The organism is Bifidobacterium hapali, from assembly GCF_002259755.1.
GTDB lineage: Bacteria > Actinomycetota > Actinomycetes > Actinomycetales > Bifidobacteriaceae > Bifidobacterium > Bifidobacterium hapali.
The window spans coordinates 93,445-119,844 of sequence record NZ_MWWY01000006.1 but is presented as its reverse complement, the minus strand read 5'-3'; the positions used below and the strand labels follow the sequence as shown (position 1 = coordinate 119,844).

The following is a 26,400-nucleotide window of genomic DNA, read 5'->3' as shown; positions in this document are numbered from 1 at the left end:
CTGCGATGATGCTGGCACCACCCTTAGGTAGTGTCTGCTTCTTCGTATCAGTCTTCGCAGGCTTCTGCTCCGGCTTCTTATCCGTGTCAGGCTTCGTCGTATCAGTATCAGCCTTATTACCCGACTCATCCTTGCTTGGCGTCTTCTCAGCCTTCTTCAACGCAGCCTGAGCGTTCACAAGCGCCTTAGCTGCGGCATCGACCTCAGCCTGCTTGACGTCAGCCTTACCGGCGACCGTCTTCGCTGCTTCAAGTGCCTTCGCGAACGGTGCCCATGATGCTTGCGTGTAATCCGTTTTCACGAGCTTGCTCGCGGCAGTAATCGCCTTGTTCAACGCAGTCTTGTCAGCAGGTGTCGGGGTTGGTGTTGGGGTTTGCTCTCCGACGGTTACGTCAGTCCAGCCTTGAATATTGCCCTTTTCATCCTGCAATGCGATCTTATGAGAGCCTGAATAGTTGGCTGGGATGAACGCATCGTAATAATACTTACCGTTCTTATCCTTCTTGATTGTCACATACGGGGAGCCGTCTGGACCGGTCAAGCGTACTGGGTTACTGTAAATGTATGAATACCAGAAGCAATCCTCACCCGCATCAACCTTGGCAGCACACTCTTGAGCAAGCTTGTTCACGTAAATACGCGCAACACTACCAGCCTTCACCGTGTTATCAGGAACAGTGACACTACCCTTATTCTGCTCAGTCAAATCCGGAGAAGTCGGCTTGGACGCGGGTTCAGCAGTCGTCGTCAAATCAGTAACTTCGCTCGCGCTGATATCGAAAGGAACATGATCCATGTCATCGAAGACGGTGTAACCATCCTTAAGGTCTACGACTAGTCCTACGTAGAACTGACGATTATTATTGTTTACCGGCGTACGAACCCCAAGCGGTGAGTTGTAAGCAAGGCTTATCACATCTCCGGCAGTTGCTCCTATATAAGTGTTGCTGCCGTATGCTGTTCCGGGTTCAAGACCAATAATTGGCAGGTTGAACGTGCCACTGGTCTTGCCGTTCCACGAATCGTTGTTGTAACGTGTGAAAGACTGATATGAGGCTTTCGCGTACACTACGCCGTTACTATCAGTCAACATATCTTGGTTATTCTTGAGCCCATAGATATTGTTATAGTCAGCTTGGGTAAGCTGATCATCCGCAATACCGCCTTCACAAGCTACATCAAGAGCCCACCTGCCATGGCCTCCAAAATCCGTGTTGCCAAATTCTTTAATTCTTGTGACGTCTGTGATTCGAGACACGTATGCCATGAAGCACACATTTTTGACGGCGTCAACTGGAATAGTGCCAAGGCTCCAGTTGAATGATACGTTCGCCGTATGTGCTCCAATATCGGACACTTTGACATTGCTGACAGACACATCGTAACCGCCGGGCACGTCTTGGCCAGTGGCGGTGGGTGTTACCTGCTGATCAGTGTTGGATGGCGCAGCTTGATCGGCAACTGCCATGCTGGCACCGCTGAACAAGGTGCATGCAGCGATCAACACTGCTGCGATTTTCCTTATTCGCTTCATAGTTTCTTCCTTCGTTGGGCTTACACGAGACCATATGATCTCGCTCCACTCAAACGCTACCCCCCCCCCCGCAGACTTGGCTCATCGGAACGTTTATGAGGGTGTGACGCGGGGTTAGTGTGGTTGGCTCTAATCGGAGGTTGAACCCTTAATTGCAGGATGAGCTGCCCTATCGTGGCTCGCCAGTCGGTTCGCACAGCACCTAAACATGGGAGTGTGGGCATAGACTGTTCATGAAAAAGCCTAATAAACCCTTTTCGTGAACAGTCTATGCCCACATTGTGGTAGATGAACAGTCCATACCCACAAAACACCGTCTTATATAGACAGTCTATGCCCACACAAGCGTGATTAGCGCTTGGAGGCTTCGTATTGTTGACGAATGAGGTTGTTGTAGAAGGTGGCTGCATCTGCGGGGGTGCCGTCGAAGACGAGTTCGTGTTCGTTCAATACGAGCACGCGGTCGATCGCATACTCTGGCCGTTGAATAAGATCGATATCATGCGTGGCAAAAATCACTTGCTTGTCATAACTGAACAGTGCACGCGCCACATGCGCTGAACCAATCTCATCAAGTCCCTTAGTGGGCTCATCCGCTACAATCGCAGCAGGGGAGAAGCTCAACGCTGAAGCGATCGCCAGCAAATGCCGTTTCTCACTGTCAAGCGCACTGGCCGGCTGACGGGCAACGCTCGTCAAATCAAAATGAGAAAACAGGTCGCCAATAATTTGCTGCCGTTCCGACTCAGGCACCTTATGTTTTTTGAGCGGCTGATCAATTGCCTCTCGAATATCTTTCGCCTGATAATAACTGTTCGGAATCTCCTCGCGCCGCACACGACCAATCAAATCTTCAATACGTTTCAAATCGCGTTTAACAGCAGGATTCAACACTTCGTCATCCACGCCGCTGCCGAATCCGACCGTAACCGCCACAGTGCCAACGCTCGCCGTAATCGCCCCATCCAGCAACTTGAGCAGCGTCGTCTTACCCGATCCGTTCAACCCAATCACTGCCACACGCCGCGTATCCGGACCTATCGTCAACGAAGTAGGCAGTAAACCAACCCCGTTATCCTCATATCGATGCCCAACGTTATCCAACGTAAACGTTACCGACGTTGGTCGAGCGGCCGGCTGGTGGCGTCCCCCAAACAGATCAAACAATCCCATAACTCACCAGTCTAGTACGAGTGTGCGAATCGTTACGCGAAGTAGAACCCTTTGAACGAGTACTGATAGACGCGATACACGTAGCTTGTGTTGAGCGCAATCTGATACTGTGCGAGCAGTGTTCCATCCGCACTATACGTGCCAAACAGTCCTTGCATACCCGAGTCAATGAGTACGTTACCATTGCTTAACTCTTGCGCCGAGCTCACATACGGCGAATACGGCACGTCAAACGACGCAACTTCGCTATACGTGCCAGCGCGCTCATCAACCAGATATTTGCGATATTGCGAATGTGAGTTGGTGTCGAACGCCGAACTTGCAGTACTTATGCCATCGATTATTGTCCAATCGTAGTCGGGGCGAGTCATCGCGTAGCCGAAATTATTGTCGAACATATACAGGTAATACTGACCGTTAGCAAGACTGTCATCTTCCACCAGCGTGACCGAATGCTGACCACCAGTGTCAGAAAAATCGCCAGATTTGGTGAGCAACGCGTCGACATACGGCGTTCCGTCCCATACGGAAGATTCGCCGATCATGTACGCGAGCGTGGGCGTACCTTCGAGATCATTGACTTTGATAATCGTAGAGGTTTCGCGCGCGGAGAAGATCGCGGAACCGTCGTCGAGTAATTGGATGGTATTGCAATGCAACCAATCCCAACGATTGGTAGCGGTTGGGTCAGATTCGTCAATACCGGAATGATCGGTAGTGGATTTGTAATCGGCGAGCAGTTCACCAAAATCAAGCAGCGGCGTAGTCTTACCGGTGTCAGTATCGAGCTTGACAACTTGGTCTTGGACTGCGTGATCGGATCGGCTTAGGTCAGTGGCGAGCAGCACAATATTGCCGTCTGCATCGAGCTCGTAATCATGGTGGAGAATGTAGTTGTCACCAAGATCGTAGATTTTCTCCAGTTTGCCAAGTCGGTTCATACCAACCATCGTGTGCGTGGACGCGGAGAACCACATGAGCCCGTTGTCATCGAACAACAGGCGGTGCGAACGGTAATATTTCACGGGGATTTCGCCCCGCAGCACGCCGTAAATGTCATAGTAGGTCATGAAATCTTGCTCGTCACTGTCGTTGCCGAGAATCGCGTATAAACCGTTGCCGAGTTGTTGTGTGAGCGTGACCGATGTGGTGGTTGCCGTACTGCCCGCAGTAGTGCTGGCGGTGATGCTGTTTGCAGCTGCAGTCGTGTCGAGACTGCCACCAGTTTGTTCGAGACGTACCGCTTCAGTACCGAGTAGCGATGGACCGGCATGTGTGATCGAGTACGTGGTACGCAAGCCACCTTCGTCAATAAGATTGAACGTGATGGTGTTTTCCACGTTAGGAATGAGCCCGAGCACGAGAAATTCGTGCTCGGTCGTGTACTCCGTGCCTTGATTTGCAGTGGCCGTAAAAACTGGGTAGCCGGTTGCTGAAATCGTATATATTATTTTGGTTTCGTACCGTGAATTGAAGTAGACATATAGCGAAGTTGTGTTTGTTCCGTACGGATTGTCTGCGACGAAAATATTGTTCACATCGTGATATTCGGCGTCGCGCTGTTGTGTGAGTTTGTCGTCGGCCATCTGCTGATAGCCGGTTGTGTACACGTTTTCGATTTGCGCGTTAAGTCGTTCGATACGATTCTGTTTGATCGTCGCACCAACGTTATCTTGCGTGAATAAACAGAGTGCGACGGTGATGATCGTGGCGGCAGTTGCGGCAAAAGCGCGGATGATGTTGGTGCGTGCGGATGACGTGAATGTGATCGACGGCTTCATGTGATGGCTGCTCCCGATAGCAGATGATGGGCTAGTTCGCTATCGTCCATAAGTATGACGCTCAACTGTATACGAGCGTGCGATGGCCTGAAAACATGACGCAGCATAGCTGCAGATTCGCTGGGAGCCGGTTGCGGTGTGTTGTAATTGCGGCTTCCCTTGTCAGGGGAGCTGTGCTAGGCGGCTGGCTGTGTCAGTTGAAGCCGAGTAGGGTGAACCATGAGCGAATATCGTAGAAGAATCCGGGATTGTTATGATCGAGCGAATCATCACGACCGGGCACAAAACACGACAGAATCGCTACCATGATCATCGCAATCATCACGAGTAATACCAACAGTCTCAGCCCATGCCGCCAGATCGACGTACGAATAAACGGCGACTCGTCCATGTTCTCATCCGCCACCCACGGACTGAACACAGCTTGCCCTTCTAACAATCGCAGCAGCATAGGCATCGAAGCGAGCGCAATCAACCATCCAAAATCACACATATATCGCCAGCCGAGTCCGCCTTCAATCACATCGACCACTACCAGCAGCAAACCCAGTACGAGCGCACTCATCAGCGTCGCCCAATACGGTCCAGTCATGCGCCGTCGTAACCGTGGCAACACAAACGCGAGCAACATCAGCGGGCACGTAACTAATAAGCCGCCGACCATTGCTTCCGTGAACCCCCACTCAGGCAACGGCGTCGGTTGAATCGATAGGTATGGGAATGCTCCCGTAAAACGCAACGGTAGGAACAAATAGTAGGCGATCATATACGCGACATCAGCCGCTGGTAGCCGAAAGTTTGTCATATCAGTAACAGTCATCTGATACGCACTACCAAAATCCAGTAGACTGCCAAACCGCGCCTTGTTATACGCCATCAACGGTATGACGGCGATCAACGCGGGCACCATAATCGTCAACGGAGCAACTAACGCATGACCAAGGTGAATATGACGAGTTCGAATGCCCGCGACCAAAGCCTTGATGTTCGGCCAAAACAGAGGAATAGCCAGTAGGGCAGCCAGTGAGAACGTTGGCCGGCAACCAAAATTCAATGCAATACACAAGGCGCCGCTAGCCAAATGAGGTAACGACAATGGGGGAGCACCGTCAACTGACCACAGACTTGCGTGTCGACGAGTATCGGCAGACTCGCTCGCAGATACAGCCTCAGTCGGCTGCGGTTGTATTGCGCCAAGCCACAGCCACAATCCCAAGCAAGTGAACATCATTGACGCAGCAATCGGCACCGAATAAAAATTCGTCCGAAACCACAAATAACAAGCGTTGGAACCCAAAATAAACAATGCTACGGCCATTGACGTAGCCGCTACTGAAGCGCGCGGTGCAAACCGATGCACGAGTCGCACCATCATCAGGCAGGCAAACACAAGAAAACCAAACATGAGCAGCAGATCAGCCGCACCAGTCGGCAACATACGACCATTACCGCCAAACAACCATGTGGTCACTGCTTGATATGGCATAAACAGTAGTATTGCGGGCACTACGCCAAAATATGAATACCAATGTCCTTCATAGTAGGCGTAATCCCAATAGATTGGCTTCACACCGGCAGCCATTAATTGATCGCGCGTCACAATACTGTGCGGGTCAGTTGCAGACGCCAACTCGCTAGGTACTTTTAGATCAAGCCATGCGTGACCATGCAGCAGCGCATCCGCCACATGTGCATACTGGTCATAGTCATACGTGTAACCATTCTCATTGTGAAACAGCAACGGTCCAGACGTAGCAATCTGCCAGATCACACTACTCAACGTTGGGATCGCGGCCGCAACAAGCACCGCTGATAACGCGACACGTTGGCGACGATCAGCTAAATCGAGCGGCGTACGCCACAAACGCGAACCCGGACGCCACGCTAACAACACCAGCACTGCCGCTGCAAGCACCACCACGCGCGTCCAACTCCACTGAAATGGCACACGCACGTTCGCACGCATATCTTCAATCGCAATCAATGTACCCTTCGGCTCTTGCACCCACGCGCGAATTGTGCCCGAGACGCCCCCAGTGCGCAAGTAAAGCGATCGCGGCGACCACAATGACATTGACTGCGCGCGCCCCTGCTGGCCTTGCGCGTCGAGCCGCAAGTGAAACACTACTGCTGGCTTGGCTTTGCTCACCAGTGACTGAGACTTGACAAGCTGCATCGCACCTTTCGCAATGTCGACGCGCGCGTATGGAGACGAGCCATCCGCATGAACCTCAAGCCACGCGGACGTTGGATCGTTAACACGTAACATGCCATTATCGGTACGTTCCAAACCGGGACCAAGCGTGTTTGTTGCAGTTGACGTATCGGTGCTGGCAGACAGCGTCGTCCAAAACGGCAGATTAAACGCAAAACATTCGAGCGCAGCAATCAGCATCATCGCCACGCAGGCGACAAGCATCGTACGACGGCGAACCGGGTAGCGGCGAATCGGGTAACGGTGAGATGAAGACACTCCATTATTCTATCGGCTTCATGATCAACGTCATGTCGGGCTGGATTGGAAGAATATTGGACATGTTTCAACGCACACCACACCACAGTCATGGCCGCGGCGTGCCGGCCGCGATCGGCAGGCTGGTGCGCTCGCTGGGCGGTGCCGTCTCCGGCGGCGGCACCGTGCCGTTTGTTGCGCCGTTCGCTGCTTCACACACCTCAGACGCAGGCAAAGGTATGCCTGACGGGCTGGCTGATCATGCAGTCGTACTCGGACCTCTTGTTAAACGTCACATATTTGACGGCCTGACTTGGAAACAGGACGAAACATTGCGATTCGGCTGGGCACAGCTACCGGGGCGGCAAGGGTCTGTACTGTCGCTGGGTGCGTTTAGTGACAATGATCATTTCGCTCAGATCGCGATCGCGGATGATAAAGGCCGTGTGTTTGCTGGAGATGATCCGGCAATGGATACGTACAATATGCAGGCGCGATTTATTTTCGGTAAAGAAGGGCAGGTGCGCTTGCCGGATGGTCCGCGGTTTGGGCATCGGCTGACTCCGGGCGGAGCTGGTGCTGGTGTTGCGGCCGGTGCCGGTTCCGGTGCAGGTCGTCGTGGCAGCGGTGCGCACATGGTGACGTGTGTGCAAGGCGGTATTGTCGGCCGAGATGATGCCGGTCGCATGAGCTGGCTGGCATCATGGTTGAAAACAGGCAATCGGTATACGCTCGAACAAATGCGTGCGGACTTGCCCGGTTCGATGCGTTACGATCTCGAATACCGTGATGCGATTACCATTGCGTTTTTTGCCACGTACTTTTTGCCGTCGATGAATGGTCTGTTGATCGGATTCGGGGCCGGCAATATTTTCCGCCGACTCAACCGTGAAGCGCCCATTGGTGCGATTCGTCGCTGCTTGCGCGATACGCTTGATGCGCGTGCTCACGGTATGCGCGCGTCTGGTCTTGAAGATCATTTCTCCGACCTTATGCATGAAGCAGGCGCGCTTGACCCGGCTACTGGTTTGGATGCGGTGCATGGCGCAGAACCGTTGCATTTATACACGTCGTCGTATTCTGGCGGCTACTTCCTTACATGGAACGCGGAATTGCAATTTCCTGCTATTTTGCAGGCATTGCGTATTGAAGGTAACCTCAACCGGTTCTCGAACGTGAGCGCATGGCTTGAACGCAACGCGCGACTTGGGCTTACGCCGACCGAAGACACAGTAACGCGCGCTGAAGCGGCACAGATTGACTGGATGTTGCTTGAAGATCCAGCGCTCGGCGCATTGCAGCCTGACCAAGCGTTTCCGTCACCTGCCGGCGTAGGCGTGCTCAACGAGACGGATGTTGTGCCGGGTCTTGGCAACGCTGAGGAAACCGGCACGGGTAGCGTGAACGTGAGCGGTAACGGCAGCGCATCCGGTGCTGGCGATACTCGACGTAAGCATAAGCCAGCACACGAGCATGAGGCTGATGGCCGTCACGCCGTATTGCGCTTAGCTGACGAAGCGCGTGCACTGGCACAGCGACTGGCTGAGCAGCACGCTGATCCACTCGGCAGACACGCGACATCATCCGAATGGCTGTATCGCCAAACCGTGTCGACACTACTGCGTCGACTGCGTTTGCCGTTCCGTTTCGATGTTGAATTCCGTTCCAATCTCGCCACTGGTGAGGCTGCGATCGGCTTCACCACATCGGGCCCGTCCATGATGCCGACCAGTCGATACGACGAAACCGAACATATGTGGACGTCATTGAATGAGCATGATCGTGCGGCAATGAGCACTGCATACAATCTGCGCGTGGGACTCATGATGGCCATGCTGCTGTTTGGCGCAGACGATCATATTCGTCGCGTATCGCTTCATATTGATTCAATCGGTCTCGAAGAAGCTGTTGCAGAACAGGATTCTGCAATTTCCGGCATGGTCGGGCAAGTATTACGCAAATTTGAACGTGCACGACTTGGCGATGTACGATTCGGCGGTTCTAAAGCCGACCCGAAAGACGGCGACTTCCACGGCGATCCATCATTGAGCTTGCCACACAGTGTCGAAGAACCGCATGATACTGACTCGCGCGGCAGCGGACAGTCGCAGGCTCAGCAGCAGTCTCAGTCAGCTGAGGAAACTGACAGTGCACATACAGTCAGCGACGATCATACTGGTGATACGCGGTCAACATCAGATACTAACAACGCCGATAAGCAGAGCGTCGACGATCAATTTGAAGATCTCATGCGCGGTATGGACTTCGATGAGGTCGCATTCAGCACGCCGGGTGACAATACTGCTGACGATAGTGACGATCAGGGCACAGATGGATTCCCTGACTTAACTGATCTGTTCGGCGTGTCCAATGGACTTGACACCGAGGCTCAGTCAGACAGTCAGTCAGACAGTGACAGTGATACTTCCGACCCGTTGCACGATGCATTACACACTAATCCAACTGTGCGCACGATGGTCACGGTTACGTTTGAACGCGACCGACTGTTGTCTCGCCTTTATGAAGATGGGTTGCAGCATCCGCTCGACACGTATCGTCAATTCGATGCGTCACTGCAGCTTGATGAGGATGGGGGACTGACACCTACACCGTCGGGATTTGACTTGCGAGACAAGCGGTTCGCGCCGAGCGGTGCTCAAGAAGAGCCGGAACTGTCCGATGTCACATTCGACCCGCAGGCTGCTCGCGTCTTCGGCACCAATGACGCGACAGGACTATCGATTCAACGTGCAGATTTACTGCAACGCGGTGTGACAGAATTCCATCACTTGGCCGCTGACGAGCATATGCCATCGGTAGAAAAAGCACAGCGTGCCATGCGACTCATCGACCGAATCGGCGACCCCGAGTTGAGTAGTCTCGCACCGCAAGTCACGAGCGCACTCATCGACGGTCGTGATACGCCCGATATTGATTTCCAGCTAAGCGCTGGGCTTGATCGAGAACGTTCCAAAGCACACGATCTACTGTTCTCCGGTCAAATCGATCGTGCGCTGGAAACCGTCGAAGCTGAAGTTGAACGTCTTGACCTCATGTACGCCAACAATCCCGGCGTGCCGCGATACTTCAACTCATATGCAGAACGTGTTGTCTATAACCGTTTGTTCGCAACTCCCGGCGAGCAAACCGTGCTCATTCCGGACAACTTGTTCTACGCACACATGGAAATCGCTGACATTCTCGCCCAAATTAAAGGTGCGAAAGCAGCATTGCCACATCTCAACGCAATGGTTTCCTACGCGCCGGCGTATCCGCTGTCACATCTCAGACTCGCCGTGCAACTCGCGCGTCTTGAAGACTGGGATTCAGCGCGTGCCGCATGCTTGAACGCGTTGCGCGTGGCACTCGACCGTGGCGATGCAGCATACGCCTACTACCGGTTTGCATACTGCGAATGGATGCGCGACCAGTTCGCCACCGCCACAGCCGCCTATATCATGAGCGACCATATCAGTCCCGGCCAAATCAACGCGCTAGAAGGTGAATTACGCGAACTCGTCGCACGCGCAGACTCTCAATGCGTACCAGTACCAGACGGAGTTGAGGCAGCTGCGGCTGTGCTCGCCGCGCATGATCTGCCAGTATGGCCGCGCACAGAAGTTGGCGATATTATCCGCGATGCAGCTCGCGTAAGCGTTGACGAAGGCATGTTCGTACCGGCACGCACACTGTCGGTAGCGTGGGCGCGCATGGCTGACGATGATGCTGACGGTATTGACGTGATTCAAGCACAGTTCTTGCGCTCGCTCAACGCCTGACCTGTGCTGCGTCTGGCTGGCTGCGGCTGGGTGCGGCTGGTGTATGGTGCTCGTCAGTGGGCACCGATATAAGGAATAACTATGACGAACGAACAATTGGCATGGGATTTCGATACGCCGGATAACGGTTCAGGTGCTGAACCTGCTGTGGTTGACAACACGGGAATCAACCGGTTTGCGCCGGGTAGTGAGCCGTGGATTGCCGCATTGCAGCCTACGGATGAGGATGCGATGCGGCTCGACCGGCTTGACGTGTCGTCCATGAGCTCCGAAGCGGCTGCGCGGCTATGGGCGCGTGTTGCCGCGTGGGTTGAGTCAGATCAGATCGCATACTATATTGACGACTCGCCTGTTTCTTCCGATGCTGCGTATGATGCGCGGTTGCGTTGCCTGACACGTCTTGAAGCTCAATTCCCGTCTCTTGACTCGCCGCAATCGCCTACGCATCGTGTCGGTGGTACGTTCTCGAATGATTTTGCGTCGGTTCGCCATCCTTCGCGCATGATGAGTCTCGACGACGTGTTTTCGATCGAAGAGTTGCGTGACTGGTATGACGGTGTGCGTCGCGATCTTGACTGGCCTGAGTCTAAGCCATTGCCGATGAGTTGCGAAGTCAAAATTGACGGTCTTGCGTTGAACCTGATTTACCGCAATGGCGTGCTCGAACAGGGCTTAACGCGCGGCGATGGCGTTACTGGTGAAGATATTACGCTTAACGTGCGTACGATTGGCTCAATTCCGGCGAATTTAGGCGGTCCTGCTGAGGATATACCAGAGTTTGTGGAGATTCGAGGCGAAGTATTTATGCGATGGGATGACTTCCGCGCGCTAAACGTTGAGCAGGAGGATGCCGGGCGTACGCCATTTGCGAATCCGCGCAATGCTGCCGCGGGTTCATTGCGTCAAAAAGACCCACGTATTACGGCGACTCGTCGTTTGAGCTTTTACGCGCACGGTATTGGCACATTGCGTTGGGGTGCGGGGCGTGCGGCTGGATCGCATGATGTGGTTAACGATCAGTCTGAAGCGTATGACCTGTATACCAAGTGGGGAATACCGGTTTCGCCGCATAATCGTCGTGTTTCGTCTTTTGACGAGATTCTTGAGATGATCGACTATTATGGCGAGCATCGCGGCGATATTGAACATGCACTCGACGGCATTGTCGTCAAAGTTGATGATCTTGGGCTGCAGCGTTCTTTGGGTGCGACTTCGCGTGCGCCTCGTTGGGCGATCGCCTACAAGTATCCGCCTGAAGAAGTGAATACCGAACTGCTCGACATTACTGTGCAAGTCGGTCGAACGGGTCGTGTGACGCCGGTTGCAGTGTTAAAACCGGTGTATGTTGCCGGCTCGACGGTGGCACGTACGACATTGCATAATCCGTCTGAGGTTAAGCGTAAGGGTGTGCTTATCGGTGACACGGTTGTGGTGCGCAAGGCTGGTGATGTGATTCCTGAGCTGGTCGGTCCGGTTCTGGAACGTCGTCGCGGGCGTGAATCCGCGCTGCGCGAGTTTGTTATGCCGTCGACCTGCCCGTCGTGTGGAGCCAAGCTCGCTCCAGCTAAAGAAGGCGACAAAGATATCCGCTGCCCGAATGTGGAAAGTTGCCCGGCTCAGCTGACTGAACGCATTATTAATCTTGCTTCGCGCAAAGCGTTTGATATTGAGCATCTCGGCGATCAGTCAGCCATCGCTTTGACTAATCCGGAGGAGAATCGTCCTGATTCAGTTGCGACTTATGCGCCGGGAGTAACGGAAATTATCGTCGCTCCCGGCGAGGAGCCGGAGCCCTATGAGCCGGTGTCGGGATTGGAATTGCCACCGGTGCAAACGCCAGTACTTTCCAGTGAAGCTGGTTTATTTGCTTTGACGGCCGCCGATCTGCGTGACGTGCGTGTGTGGCGTGAGGCTGCGATTATTGAAGTCCATGAGACGGTTGGTGATGATGGCAAGCGCCGCAAAGTTCGCCGGCGTATTGGAGGGTCTGGACTATGGCATCAGGTGCCTGCGTTCTGGACTGCGCCTACAGCGGCGAAAAAGCTCACGGCCAAGCAGGTGGCCGGGCGGTCTGGACATGGGACATACCCTGACTATGATGTGCCGGCTGACGCAGTCGTAGTACGTGTCGAACACAAAGTCACGCGCAATGGTGTGACGAGTGATGTGCCGATTATTATCCGGCCTGCTGAGAATACGCGCAAAATGTTTGACGAAATGGACAAGGCTCGTCATGTTGACTTATGGCGTGTGCTTGTTGCTCTGTCGATTCGCCGACTTGGCCCGCCTACTGCGCGTTTGATTGCGTCGACCTTTGGCTCGCTGGACCGGCTTGAACAGGCAAGTGTTGAAGAGCTGTCTGCTATTGACGGCATAGGGTTGGAAATCGCCGAATCGGTGACGAGTTGGTTTGCACAGGCGCGTGAGCCGGGCAATTGGCGTGGTGCGGTGCTTGACGCATGGAAGCGTGCTGGCGTGGGCGTTGGCAAGGCTGAAGTGAGCAGCCTGCCTCAGACTTTGGCTGGTAAGACTGTGGTCGTGACTGGCTCTTTAGAGGGTTTTTCTAGGGATTCCGCCAAAGAAGCCATTATTGAGCGTGGTGGCAAGGCTGCCGGATCAGTGAGTAAACATACCGATTGGGTTGTTGTTGGGGCTAATGCCGGTTCCAAGGCAGCTAAGGCTGAGGAGCTGGGCATCCCCATGATTGATGAAGAGCGATTTAAGGTGTTGTTGGAAACTGGCAAGTAACAGCGAATCGTTCTCAATAAGAAAAGTGTGAACCTGACGCAATGTCAATCGAACATGAGCGGCTTAGAACTGTTGCAAACATTGAGTTCTGCAAATGTTTGATTGTTTGAAAATGTGCGTTTGGCTCACACTTTTCTTATTGAGAACGATTCGCTGCACACAAGTCAGCTCATCAAACTCTTCGCAAGCCCCCTAAATGCAGCGCCTATGCCATCCGACCGCAGCGCACCATCCTTGTCAAGCACCGCCGGGCGCCCTGCCTCGCCAATCTCGCGCAAATCAGGGTCAAGTGGCAATTGCGTCATCAACGGCACATCATAACCGAGCGCATCAGTCAACTGATCAGCCACGCGTTGGCCGCCGCCTTCGCCAAAAATGCGCAGCTTCTCGCCCTTATGCTCATACCAGCTCATGTTTTCCACCACGCCGCGCACTTTCATCGGTACTTGCAACGCAACCAGTCCCGATCGTACAGCCACGTCGGAAGCGCTCGGCTGCGGTGTTGTCACCACTATGAGCTCAGCGTTCGGCAATGCTTGCGCCACGGAAATAGCCATATCACCGGTGCCGGGTGCCAAATCAAGGAGCAACACATCCGGCTCTCCCCACCACACGTCTGATAAAAATTGCTCAAGTGAACGCTGCAAACGCGGTCCACGCCATAAAATCGCCCGGTCTGCACCCGCGAACATGCCGATCGAAATAAGTTTGACGCCCCATGCAGTCACCGGCATAAGCATACCATTGAGATTCGTCGGCTGGGTATGCACGCCAAACAATCTCGGCAATGAAAATCCATAAATATCCGCGTCAATCGCCGCCGTATCATAGCCAAGCGCTGCGAACGTAGCCGCAAGATTTGCAGTAACCGACGATTTACCAACGCCGCCCTTGCCTGAGGCGATTGCGAAAATACGAGTCTTAATACCTGGCTTATTAAATGGATTCTGCTTGCGTTCCGCTTTGAGGTCGGCGACGAGGTCGGCGAGTTTGTCGTGACTCATCGACGTGACTTCAATATGCGGGGTGAGTGTTGCATCTGGATAGGATGTGACCGCACCATTGATCTGGTTGGTAATAGTTTCACTCAGTGGACAGCCGGGCACTGTCAGCTCAACCTGCACGGTTACATCGTAGACTGGCTGTTGCTCGTCAGCGGTGCGCGCTACCGCATTGATCGCTGCAATCATGCCGAGATCGGTAACCGATCGTCCGAGTTCAGGGTCAATCACGCGACTGAGCCGGTCGTAAATGGCTGCTTCGATATGCCGTGCATTTGCGCTGTCTGCTGTCATATATCCTCCTTATTGCCGCGTACCAGCCTAGCGTGCGATCGCGCGGCATGCCAGAGGACATTACGACGTCTCATCGTTTGACGAGGTGCAGGAGCAGTTGCTGTTGTCATTACCGGTGCATATACAGATTTCGTCGTCATTGGGAACGTAAATGTGTTTTTCGTCGGGTGCGACGATCAACATAATGATGGCTGCAACTGCTGCGACGATAAGGATTGCGCCAGTAATGCGCTGCTGGATGAGGAAAAATCGTGTTGGTCTGCCGCCTTCAGTGTCTAGATAATGCTGGATCTGCCATATCGCTTCGGGCGCTATGAGTGAGAGAATTCCCACGCATATGAGGGATATGAGGATTACAATCTCTAACGCCAGCATGGTTTCCTCCTTGAAACGCAACTACCTTATATTATAAGGTCGGTATTGGTTATTTTCGCTGTCACAGCATGCGAAGCGCGGCGAGATGACGTTGACGGGTGACAACGTCAATAATCATGCTTAATAGTCGCTGTCGGCTTTCATCTGTGCGCAAGTCGTCAGCGGTAACTTGCATGATCGTCCATCGTTGATGGTGCAGCTGATTGAACCGTGCCGCATCAGCGCGCATCTGCGCAGGATCGGCATGATATGCACCTTGATAGTCGAATCCGACATTGCAATCTGGGTAAGCAAGATCGAGTAGACGATATCCACCGTCGACTTCGACCCGGTAATTAGGTGTGGGACATCCTAGTCCGCTTTTGGTGAGCAACATGAGCAGCACCGTTTCAGGAGGCGAATCCGTGTCTTCGCGAATGTAGGGGAGTGCTGCAAGGCATGCAGCGCGTCCGGCAAAACGCGGGCTATCGTCAATATAACGCTCTAGGTCTGTTTTTGTTGCTACTTTATCGCGTCGGTCCCGTCGCATCAATGCTGCACCGATAATCGCGAGGTCTTCGATAGTGGCGTGCCGTGCCATTTGAGCCCACGCCATCGCGGGCGCACAAACCCAGAAGCGTTCATAATCTTGCTTGCGATAATCCTCTTTACCGCTAAATGTGTGAAAAATGACGCCTTGTACGCGTTTGCGTATATTAGGTTTTGGTACACATGCATGAATGGAATCAAGGCTGAGTGCGCAATGTTGTGGCACGGGTGCGCCCCAATATCGCAATGCGTTAATATAGCCTATGCGAAGTGGCGCGTTGGTACGTGCGGCCGCATCGTTGCAGCGTTGCCGCTCTTCTCGCCGGTTGGCGATGATTTGTTGGTGTGTAAATGAACTCATGGCGAGACTATAAAGCATTCGCGCGGGAAAGGTGGACAAAAATGGGGTATGTGGTCGAACGGTTGAGTTATCCACAACCCCTTTCTTGTTCTGGTGTGCAGCGAATGGTTCTCAATAAGAAAAGTGTGAGCCATTCGCACATTTTCTAACAATCGCACATTTGCCGACCATAATATTTTCAAGGGTTTTGGGTTGCTCATGTTCGATTGACATAATGTCAAGCTCACACTTTTCTTATTGAGAACCATTCGCTGCGCACACACCACACACAAAAATGCCCTTGACCTGCCAAACAGGCCAAGGGCATTTACCCACCTAATAAATATCAGATGTGGAAATACAGCTCATACTCGAGCGGGGTCGGCGACAGTCGAGCCTGATCGATTTCACCGCGCTTGAGGTCGATCCACGTCTCGATCAGATCATCGGTAAACACGTCACCAGCGGTCAGGAAGTCGTGATCAGCTTCCAGAGCGTCCATAGCTTCGGCCAGCGAGCTCGGCACCTGCTTGATGCCAGCGTGCTCTTCCGGAGGAAGCTCGTAGAGGTCCTTGTCGACCGGTTCCGGCGGTTCGATGTGGTTGAGGATACCGTCGAGGCCAGCCATGAGCTGAGCAGAGAACGCAAGGAACGGGTTGCAGGACGGGTCCGGAGCGCGGAACTCGATACGCTTAGCAGCCGGTGAAGTACCAGCCAGCGGAATACGGATAGCGGCCGAACGGTTACGAGCCGAGTACACGAGGTTGACCGGAGCCTCAAAGCCCGGGACCAGACGGTGGTAAGAGTTCAGCGACGGGTTGGTGAAGGCGAGCACGGAGGAAGAGTGCTTGATCAGACCGCCGATGTACCAGCGGGCGATGTCGGACAGACCACCGTAGTTCTTCTCATCGTAGAACAGCGGCTTGCCGTCCTTCCACAGGGACTGGTGGCAGTGCATGCCAGTGCCGTTATCGCCAGCGAGCGGCTTCGGCATGAAGGTCGCAGCCTTGCCAGCGAGAGCAGCGGTCTCGTGAACGACGTACTTGTACTTCATCAGGTCGTCACCTGCGTGCTGCAGGGAGTTGAAGCGGTAGTTGATCTCCTGCTGACCAGCGCCAGCGACCTCGTGGTGAGAACGCTCGAGGATCAGGCCGACCTTCTGCAGGTTGGCAACCATGTCGTCGCGCAGATCCTGCGTGTGATCGATCGGCGGAACCGGGAAGTAGCCGCGCTTGACACGGTTCTTGAAGCCGATGTTCGGCGTGCCGTCTTCTTCGGTGTCAAGGCCGGAGTTCCACGGCGCTTCAACCGAGTCGACCTCGTAGAAGGAGCGCTGCATGGAGTTCTCGAAACGAACCTTGTCAAAGATGAAGAATTCAGCTTCCGGAGCGAAAGATGCGGTGTCGGCGATGCCGGTGGACTTCAGGTAGGCTTCGGCCTTGCCGGCAACCTGACGAGGATCGCGAGAGTATGGCTCGTCGGTCAGCGGGTCGACGATGGAGAACGCCACGTCGAGAGTCTTGTGCTTGCGGAACGGGTCAACGAATGCGGTGGTGATATCCGGCACCAGCTTCATATCAGACTCGTTGATGGCCTGGAAGCCCTGCACGGAGGAACCGTCGAACGGCATGCCCTCGGTGAACGCATCCTTGATGAACTCGCTCGCCGGAACCGTGAAGTGCTGCTGAACACCGATCAGATCAGTGAAACGTACGGAGACGTATTCGATGCCTTCCTTGTTGATCAGGGCCTCGGCGTCTTCCTTGGACTTGAGTTCGGTCACGGGACCGCTCCTTTCATGAAGTTACTTACAGGCTTACAGTCTAGGAACGTGCGTTTCGCGCGCTCGCAGTTTCGGTTACGAGAATGTTTCGGGACGGCGACATGTATGATGTCAACGGCTGGATTGCCGCATAATGATGCGATTGTCGTGTTACGAGCGATAGTAGCGATACTGGCGATAATGTTCGCTTGGTGAGACTCGATGGTGAGATACAACAAGGGCCTTTCGACATGCATGCACATGACATGCTGTCGAAAGGCCCTTGCAACGAGTTGCGTTACCAATCACCTACCGCGCATGGCACGACGGCTCATACGCTGAGGCTTAGTCGGGTCAATGCCCTTAGGAATACCGTATCCAGCCTTTGTTTGCAGCGTATCGAGACGTTTATTGAGCGTTTCCAGCTCGTCCTTGGTTAAAATAAACCGCACAGTCGGCTTGATCTTGTACCACATCGTGTCCCACCATCCGGTCGGCTGAGACTTCGGGCGGTACGCCTTTTGCTTGACAACAGTCTTACGCAGATCCTTGAGTCGCGTCTGATGTTCTCCAGTGCCCACGTAAATGCGGTAGATCGGAATCTGAGAGCCAGCGGTAACGCCCTTAATACTTTGCTCCTGACGATGCATCGCGCGCTCGACACGCTTGTAATCGCCTTCGCCAAGTAGATAAATACCGTTGTATCCCGTACCGCGCCAGATCATATCGCGGGTCTTCGGATCAATCCACGCCGGCTGCTCAGGGAAGTTGAATCCAGCTTTGTTAATGTTTTTCAGCACGCTCACAGCCGCGCCCGGGCGCCCTTCGAGCTTAGCGTAGCCGACTTTATCGGCTCGATTGGTGAGGACCATTGTCGCGAGCAACATGGCGAGCATGATCGCGGTGATCATGAGCAGAATCCATGTGAACACTGACCAATGGAATACGATGCCCAGAATAATAAACACGATAATCGGTGCGGCAACAGCGCCGGCGATCATCCACGGTAGCTGCTTATCTTCGGCGGCCGTGTACTTGTAGATCTGCTTGATCTGATTGACGGTCGTGGAAATTCGCGAGAAGAAGCCGTTTTTCTTCTTTGCCTTCCCGTCCTGTTCAGCCATGTAATTCCTCACTTGACGTTAACGATTGACACACTATTTCGATATTTTACCAGTATCCCGCGTCGTCACCGCGTGTTGAGTGGGCGCCCGTCTGCTTTCAGTAGTGCCTCACCGAGCGTTTCGGAGAACGTAGGATGTGGGTGAATCAGTCGCGCCGCATCATGCAATGGCACTCGATTGCCGACAATCTGTTCAGCTTCCGCAATAAGATCCGATGCCATCGGTGAAATAATATGCACACCAAGCACGACTGATACGTCAGGATTGGACGTGTACGCACCTGACACAATCGACAGTGAGCCGGCCGACCCAGACATGAGCATGCGTGCGTTACCGAGCATCGGATACACTGTTTCGCTCACGCTATCTAGATCGTCTCGGGCCTGCGCTTGTTCGAGTGTAAGCCCAACACTTGCCGCTTCTGGCGAGGAGAATACGACTTGCGGTACAGTTGCGTCGTCAACGGGACGAGTAGTGAGACCGCAGATCGTTTCGGCTGCGACAATACCTTGCTCAAACGCACGATGAGCCAGCGCTGGACCTTCCGTAATGTCACCGATCGCCCATACGCCGGGCAGGTTAGTGCGGCCGTATGGGTCGGTGACGACCATACCTGCGTTATCGAATTGGATTCCCGATTGAGTCAGCCAAGCATCGTCCGTAATTGGATCGCGACCGATTGCAGCCAATGCGATTTCTCCCCAAACCGTGCGCTGTTCGGCTGGTTCGCTATCGCTGACTTGCCTCGTGTAATGTACTGTTGCGCCAAGATTAGCGCCGGTATCAACTTGTGTGACATTCGTGTGTGTAAGAATCGTCACACCGTGACGTTTGAGTTCACGAGTTAGCGTGACGGCTGCTCGCCGATCCCAGCTTGATAGCACACGATCCTTGCGAATGAGCAGTGTCACAGTGCAGCCTGCTGTGCACCACATGGATGCGAATTCGAGTGCGATCGCACCAGAGCCGATAATGACTGCACTGGCAGGAAACTCATCGAGCTCAAGCGCCTGTGTGGAGTCGATAAGTGCGCCACGAAAATCAATACCGGGTAGCGGTCGCGGTCGAGAACCGGTCGCAATAACAATATTGCGTGCGCTGATCGTAACGGTTGATTCGAGCGGTTGTGCGACTCCGGCGCGAACAAACTGTTCGACAGGGGAGCCGTTTGCACCGGTGATACGCAACGTGCCAGCATTGTCTGCGTTACCGGCGGCACCGGGCGTGCTTATCGCAGTAACTTCACCGTGAAATACCGTCACGCCACGATGCGCAAGCAGTCCAGCAAGTCCTTTAGTCATCGTGTCAACAATATGAAGTCGATAATCATGCAAACGTCCGAAATCAATACCATTCACAGACGCGTTCACACCCAGCTCAGCTGCACGATGCACGGTATCAATCGTATGTGTGGCAGTAATCAGCGCTTTCGATGGAATACATCCGCGATTCAAACACGTACCGCCAAGCGTCGCGTCGCGTTCAATCAGCGCGACAGATTTGCCCAGTTGCGCGGCTCGCAACGCTGTCGAATAGCCGCCCGGACCCGCGCCGATGATTGCGATATCAAAGGATTGAGCCGTCCCCATATGTTCTGCCTCCTTGCTTTGCGCTCGCTTATACAATGCTGCGCAGTACATCTTACGCACATACGAAAATGGCCCCCAACAGGGAGCCATCAACGATCACTCAGGGAAATGCCCGCGCTTCGGATAACGCGGCTTCGGCAAACGCCACCGGCGCACCTGAATTGCGCGACTCCACGCGTACGTGCCCGAACGCATACCCTTGGCAACAGAACGCTCACCGAACTTCTCAATGAGCTTCTTCTTCAGTTTGCGCCACATCAGCCACACATCAATGATCACCGCAAACAGATACACATACATGAGAATCATCATCGGCAGTGACAGCTGCGGCACAACCGTGGTCACGAGAATCGACGCAAACATGATCACGATTGCCACTGGAATAAAGAACTCACCCAAATTAAAACGAGCATCCACATAATCGCGAATGTAAATACGCCACGGCAGACGCTCTGCCTTCGGCATATGGTTAATATCGCCCTTCTGCATTGCCTCATACTCAGCGTCTTCACGCGCACGCAGACGAGCTCTAGCTTCCTTCGCACTCGCCTTACGATCAGCCGGCACAAGCGGACGCAAATTCTGGGCCTGCGCTTGCTTCATCTTCGGAGTAGGACGACCCTTCTTATCCTGCGGTGATTTCGCAGGTGCTGACTCAGCCTTAGTGGTTTCTTCAACCGGCTTTTGCGAGTCTTCTTTCTTGAACGGATTCCATGTCATGACAGTCCACACTACGGCCACGTATCGACGCGTTCGGCCAGTTACAATGGCTTGGTGATACTCGATTTCGCACGAGATACAAGGAGCATTATGACCGTTCTGTCTGTAGACGACATTCGTTCGCGTGTTGACGCCGACTTTGACCGCATTCTCGACGTACTTTCCAAGAAGATTGCGCTCGCATCTATTTCTGCGCATGGTATTACCGGCGAGCATATGAAGCGTTCGGCTGAGTTTGTGGCCGCTGAGCTTGCCAAGGTTGGTATTGACGCGCAGGTTGTTCAATCGCACAATCCGGACGGCACGCCGGGCGCGTGGGAGGTTATTGGTTCGCATATTGTTGACCCAAACGCGCCGACTGTGCTGCTGTATGCGCATCATGACGTGCAGCCGGTGCCGGATAAGGCGGCGTGGGATACGGACCCGTTTGTCGCCACTACGATTGGTGATCGACTGTATGGTCGCGGTTCTGCCGATGATGGCGGTGGTATTGCGATTCACTGTGGTGCGTTGCATGCGCTTGGCGATGCGCTTAGCGTGAATATCAAGGTGTTCATCGAAGGTGAAGAAGAGATGGGATCGGCTAGTTTCATCCCGTTCATCGAAAGTCATCGCGATGATTTTGACTCTGACGTGATTATTGTCGCCGACTCGGGTAACTGGTCTGCGCAAATCCCGTCGTTGACGACTTCGCTGCGCGGTAACACTGGCGTAGATGTGACTGTTCGTTCGCTCACGCACCCGGTTCACTCTGGACAGTATGGTGGCCCGATTCTCGACTCGAACACGCTCGCCGCGATGCTGATTAGCTCGCTGTATGACGAGAACGGTGATCTTGCAGTGCCTGGTATTGCTGCTGACGAGCCGGTTGGTGGATTACAGCAGGACGTAGACGAAGCTGGCGTACGAGCTGATGCAGGCGTGGTTGACGGCTATGAGCTTGCCGGCACTGGTTCGCTCGCGGCGCGACTGTGGACCAAACCGAGTCTGACGGTGATCGGTTTTGACGCGCATCCGGTTGACGGCTCGTTCAACGTGATCAGCCCGGAAACTCGTTTCCGCCTGTCGTTGCGCACTGCGCCGAGCCAGCGTCCAGAAGAAGCACAAGCCGCGCTCGCCGACTTCCTGCGTGCACGCGCGCCGTTTGGTGCTGAAGTCGAAGTTGAACCTACAGACAATGGCATGGGTTGGGCGATGGACCCGAACGCGGAAGCTACGCGTGACGCTCTCGAAGCGATGCGGGAAGCGTTCGGCGTTGAACCGATCAATCAGGGTCAAGGCGGTTCTATTCCGTTCATTCCTGAACTGCAGCGCATCTTCCCGTCCGCACAAGTGCTCGTCACCGGCCCGGAAGATCCGAAAGCCAACGCGCACAGCCCGAACGAGTCCATCAGCCTCTACGGTTTGAAACACAACATCATCACCGAAGCGCTCCTACTCGCCAAGCTCGGCAAGTAAAAGGGTTCTCGGTTTGTGTGTAAGGCTCATGCAAAGGTGCAAGAGCCTTACACACAAACCGGTTATGAACCCTGACCCAAGATGAATAAACTGTGCCAGTCCAGTTCATTCGCGTGTGTTGTGAATGCTATACGGATTGACGATACGAGAGTCACAGTTATTCCGCTTTTTCAAAAACCGGTGATCTTTCGTTCGACGATGGAATACGGTATGCTCGTGGCGTTGACACGGGAGCTATGCGCGGTTCAATGACGGAATGCCGACTGCGCCGACATGGCTGAGATGGGATAATCCCTGACCGATTGAACGTGAATCCGGATAATACCGGCGCACGGACGTCGCTATTCCCGTGCCTTGTTCATGTGCGTTGCGCGCGGTTTATTGCGCCAACGTCCCAGAGGAAAGGCGCGCATTAATGACTGGTGCTCATACGACAATAGACACACCTCCTGCTGCCGCACACGCACCAGCGAACATGATGAGTGCAGCAGCCGCGCCTGCTGCCGCAGTCAGCGCGCGCGACTGGGGATGGCGACACACTACCCGGCGTGATTTCGCATTACGCCACGTCAACTTCGACATTCAACCGGGCGAACGCGTCTTACTCCTCGGCGCATCGGGCGCCGGCAAATCCACCTTGATGGCCGCGCTTGCCGGCGTACTCGGCGGAGCTGACGATGGTGAAGAAGAAGGCTCGCTTACGATCGACAGCGTAGACGCACGACAGGCACGCGGTCGATCTGGACTGGTTTTACAAGACCCAGACTCGCAAATCATCCTCGAACGAGTCGGTGACGATGCTGCGTTCGGCTGCGAAAGCCTCGGCGTGCCACGCGATGAAATCTGGCAACGCGTGCACGAATCGCTCGACATTGTAGGACTCGACGACATCGCGCTCGACCGGTCCACGCAACACCTGTCTGGCGGGCAACGTCAACGACTTGCGCTCGCCGGTGTGCTCGCTATGCATCCGGGCTTGTTATTGCTTGACGAGCCGACCGCAAATCTTGACCCAGCTGGCGTGCGTGAAGTGCATGACGCGGTTCGCCAAGTGCTTGAGCGGACGCATGAGACGATGATCGTTGTTGAACATCATATTGACGTGTGGCTTGATCTTATTGATCGTGTGATTGTGCTCGGCAAACCAGAGTCTAGTGGTGATAGCGACGGTGTGTCCGCAGACGACCATACTGGCGGTGTGATCGCTGACGGTACTCCTGACGAAGTGTTCGCTGCAATGGGCGATGTGCTTGCCGCCGGTGGTGCATGGGTGCCCGGACGACGTATTCCGACCACATACCGCGATGCGGACGGCGTTCTGCAACCGCTTGCCGCGCGCGATCGTGACCCGCAGGTACAAGCACGCGTCTGCTCACCTGAGCCATTACTTATTGCCGACGATCTTTCGTTCGGTCGTGGCAAGCCACTCGGTGAGCATGTGAATTTGTCGTTCTACGGTGGCGAGGTATATGCGTTGATGGGGCCAAACGGTGCTGGTAAATCCACGCTCGCATTAACGCTCGCTGGATTATTACCGCCACTTGCCGGTCATGTGCGTGTTAGCGCGGATATGGTGCCCGATGGTCGCGGCGATGACCCGCACGCATGGACGAGCCGTGAACTGCTTGGCCGTGTTGGCATGGTTTTTCAGGAACCCGAACATCAGTTTGCGACCGGTTCGGTGCGTGCGGAGGTAGCGCTCGGACCAAAATCGATGGGAAAAAGCGACGAGGAAGCAAATCGTATTGCGGATGATATGCTTGCCCGGCTCGGTTTGACTCGGTTCGCACCTGCGAATCCGTACACGCTTTCCGGCGGTGAAAAACGGCGTTTATCTGTCGCATCAATGTTGGCTGCAGCACCTCGCGTACTCATTATGGACGAGCCTACATTCGGGCAAGATTTTGCTACGTGGACGGAAATGCTACGGTTGATTGCCATCGCGCGTGACGAAGGTTCTGCAGTGATTATGGTTACCCACGATGAGCCGCTCGTTGAAGCGCTCGGCGCGTGCCGTGTCATGGTGACGCCGGAGAACGATTCTGACGTGAATGGCATTAGCAATGTCAGTGGTGCGAGGGATGACATTGGCGTAAGACTTGGTGCAGACAGTGCTAGTACTGCCGATGTTGCCAACGCAGAGGCTGCTGACGATGCCACGGTGCGTGCAACCGCAGCCACACCAGTCGTCCGCGTCACGCCACCGTCCGATCGCACGGAAACCGCGCGCCCGGCATCTCCGTCATGGTTTATTGCCAAACTCAACCCGGTCACACGTTTTGCAATGGGACTGCTCATGTGTATCCCCATGTTTTTCAGTCTTGACGTGGTAAGTGCATCGGTGGCGCTTGGCATTGAATTCATACTGTTGTGGATTGGTGGCGTTAATCCTTTAACCGTCGCTCGTAAAACATGGCCGGTTTGGATTGGTGCGGCAGGTGCGTTTATTTCGATCGCACTTTACGGTCAAGCATCCGGCGCAACATACCTGCACTTTGGAGCAATTAATATCACTCAAGGCTCGTTCTATCTTGCGTGTGCCATGTTCCTGCGTGTGCTCGCTATCGCGTTGCCGTCGGTAATCTTGGCGCTCGGTCTTGACCCAACCGATCTTGCGGATGGTCTTGTGCAACTTGTGCATTTACCATCACGGTTCGTGTATGGAGGTTTAGCAGGCATGCGCATGTTCACGCTATTACAGGATGATTGGCGTGCGCTTGGATTATCGCGTCGCTCGCGTGGACTCGGAGACGAGGGTGCGGTTAGACGCGCTATAGCACAGGCATTCAGTTTGCTGGTACTTTCGATTCGTCGTGCTACCAAGCTCGCTACTGCAATGGAAGCGCGCGGATTCGGTGGCGATCAGCCGCGTTCTGCAGCACGCGTATCGAAATTGCATCCGGTTGACGGACTTGGCTATGTGATCGCTGTAGTTGTGCCCGTATTCGCCTTGATCGTCGCCATCACAACCGGCTTCTGGAACCAGCCGCTACTCTCGTAGCTTGTTCCTAACGTTGTTCTCGGCCCCCCTTGCTAGGGGAGCCATGACACAATCAGCGATGCCGCCGCAGCGGGGCGAGTTCAAACACCTCATCCGATGCGGCCGCGACCTCGGGACTGTGCGTGACAATAATCACGCAACGATTCTCATCATGCGCCAACGCGCGGAAAATCGACATAATATCTTCCTGCGTGGCAATGTCAAGATTGCCGGTCGGCTCGTCTGCCACCACGACCTTCGGGTCGTAACTCAACGCTCGTGCAATCGCCACACGCTGCTGCTCGCCGCCGGATAAGTGCAGAATCCGCTCGTTTGCATATTCAGCAGGCAAATGGACCTGTTCAAGCAAACGCACTGCAATATCCTTCTTTGGACGGTCAAACTTCTTGCCTGAAGCATCCATCGATAACGTGATATTTTCCGCCACCGTCAACGCCGGCAGTAAGTTGAAGCTCTGGAAAATCACGCCGATATCGTGACTGCGATAATCGTACCGATCCTGCTTCGCAAGGTCTTTACCGTTGTATACGACTCGACCTTCAGTGGGGGAGGTGAGGCCAGAAATCAGCGAAAGCATCGTAGTTTTGCCTGCGCCAGATGGGCCGGTAACTGCGGTTACCTCTCCGGTACGGAATGTGTGATTGACGCTGTGCAGTACTTTCTTACCGCCTTTTGTGTACGAATAACTGACGTTGTCGAGTTCGAGAATAGGGGTTGATTCAGTCATGATACATGACTCCT

Annotated in this window: 16 protein-coding genes and 1 riboswitch; of the genes, 4 read left to right on the top strand and 12 right to left on the bottom strand. The window is 54.2% G+C overall.

What is annotated here, in order from left to right; genetic code table 11:
• From BHAP_RS02155 to BHAP_RS02140, 4 genes are all read right to left on the bottom strand, one after another.
• Positions 1-1,534, bottom strand: a 1,534-nt coding sequence (locus BHAP_RS02155; RefSeq protein ID WP_143248707.1) for an FIVAR domain-containing protein, incomplete at its 3' end; no start/stop codon positions are given.
• A gap of 351 nt (positions 1,535-1,885) precedes the next feature.
• Positions 1,886-2,707 carry an ATP-binding cassette domain-containing protein gene (locus BHAP_RS02150; RefSeq protein WP_094729166.1) on the bottom strand — a complete coding sequence of 274 codons (822 nt, stop codon included), beginning with the start codon at positions 2,705-2,707 and terminating at the stop codon, positions 1,886-1,888.
• Between the two features lie 32 nt (positions 2,708-2,739).
• Entirely contained in the window at positions 2,740-4,488 is a 1,749-nt protein-coding gene (locus BHAP_RS02145; RefSeq protein WP_094729165.1) for an aryl-sulfate sulfotransferase, read from the bottom strand.
• Between the two features lie 193 nt (positions 4,489-4,681).
• A complete protein-coding gene (locus BHAP_RS02140) occupies positions 4,682-6,907 on the bottom strand; it encodes a hypothetical protein (protein WP_094729179.1) in 2,226 nt (741 codons plus the stop codon).
• A gap of 116 nt (positions 6,908-7,023) precedes the next feature.
• Between BHAP_RS02140 and BHAP_RS02135 the strand changes: the two genes are divergently transcribed.
• Entirely contained in the window at positions 7,024-10,719 is a 3,696-nt protein-coding gene (locus BHAP_RS02135) for a tetratricopeptide repeat protein (RefSeq protein WP_094729164.1), read from the top strand.
• A gap of 81 nt (positions 10,720-10,800) precedes the next feature.
• On the top strand, positions 10,801-13,467 hold the full coding sequence (ligA, locus tag BHAP_RS02130; RefSeq protein WP_094729163.1) for an NAD-dependent DNA ligase LigA: 2,667 nt from the start codon (positions 10,801-10,803) through the stop codon (positions 13,465-13,467).
• A 164-nt stretch (positions 13,468-13,631) separates the two neighbouring features.
• Here ligA and BHAP_RS02125 read toward each other — a convergent pair whose 3' ends face one another.
• The 7 genes from BHAP_RS02125 to BHAP_RS02095 all read right to left on the bottom strand — a co-directional run bounded on the left by BHAP_RS02125 (position 13,632) and on the right by BHAP_RS02095 (position 21,200).
• The gene (locus tag BHAP_RS02125) at positions 13,632-14,762 is read right to left on the bottom strand and encodes an Mrp/NBP35 family ATP-binding protein (RefSeq protein ID WP_094729162.1); all 1,131 of its coding nucleotides are present in this window, start codon (positions 14,760-14,762) and stop codon (positions 13,632-13,634) included.
• A 60-nt stretch (positions 14,763-14,822) separates the two neighbouring features.
• Positions 14,823-15,137 (bottom strand): DUF6199 family natural product biosynthesis protein, encoded by a 315-nt coding sequence (locus BHAP_RS02120; protein ID WP_094729161.1) that lies wholly within the window; start codon positions 15,135-15,137, stop codon positions 14,823-14,825.
• A gap of 61 nt (positions 15,138-15,198) precedes the next feature.
• Positions 15,199-15,717 (bottom strand): hypothetical protein, encoded by a 519-nt coding sequence (locus BHAP_RS11815; protein WP_244569252.1) that lies wholly within the window; start codon positions 15,715-15,717, stop codon positions 15,199-15,201.
• Between the two features lie 634 nt (positions 15,718-16,351).
• Entirely contained in the window at positions 16,352-17,788 is a 1,437-nt protein-coding gene (glnA, locus tag BHAP_RS02110) for a type I glutamate--ammonia ligase (protein ID WP_094729159.1), read from the bottom strand.
• A 284-nt stretch (positions 17,789-18,072) separates the two neighbouring features.
• Positions 18,073-18,891: a DUF4191 domain-containing protein gene (locus BHAP_RS02105; RefSeq protein WP_094729158.1), complete on the bottom strand. Its 819-nt coding sequence runs from the start codon at positions 18,889-18,891 to the stop codon at positions 18,073-18,075.
• A gap of 65 nt (positions 18,892-18,956) precedes the next feature.
• Positions 18,957-20,480: an FAD-dependent oxidoreductase gene (locus tag BHAP_RS02100; protein WP_094729157.1), complete on the bottom strand. Its 1,524-nt coding sequence runs from the start codon at positions 20,478-20,480 to the stop codon at positions 18,957-18,959.
• Between the two features lie 96 nt (positions 20,481-20,576).
• Positions 20,577-21,200, bottom strand: a complete 624-nt coding sequence (locus BHAP_RS02095) for a DUF3043 domain-containing protein (protein ID WP_094729178.1) — start codon at positions 21,198-21,200, stop codon at positions 20,577-20,579.
• Positions 21,201-21,290: 90 nt separating this feature from the next.
• Here BHAP_RS02095 and BHAP_RS02090 point away from each other — a divergent pair, with 90 nt between their 5' ends.
• Together BHAP_RS02090 and BHAP_RS02085 are read left to right on the top strand one after the other, a co-directional pair.
• Positions 21,291-22,658, top strand: a complete 1,368-nt coding sequence (locus tag BHAP_RS02090; protein WP_094729156.1) for a dipeptidase — start codon at positions 21,291-21,293, stop codon at positions 22,656-22,658.
• A gap of 217 nt (positions 22,659-22,875) precedes the next feature.
• Positions 22,876-23,012, top strand: a riboswitch (TPP riboswitch).
• Positions 23,013-23,073: 61 nt separating this feature from the next.
• A complete protein-coding gene (locus BHAP_RS02085) occupies positions 23,074-25,659 on the top strand; it encodes an ATP-binding cassette domain-containing protein (RefSeq protein ID WP_094729155.1) in 2,586 nt (861 codons plus the stop codon).
• Between the two features lie 52 nt (positions 25,660-25,711).
• Here BHAP_RS02085 and BHAP_RS02080 read toward each other — a convergent pair whose 3' ends face one another.
• Positions 25,712-26,386 (bottom strand): ABC transporter ATP-binding protein, encoded by a 675-nt coding sequence (locus tag BHAP_RS02080; protein ID WP_094729154.1) that lies wholly within the window; start codon positions 26,384-26,386, stop codon positions 25,712-25,714.
• Between the last annotated feature and the right edge of the window lie 14 nt (positions 26,387-26,400).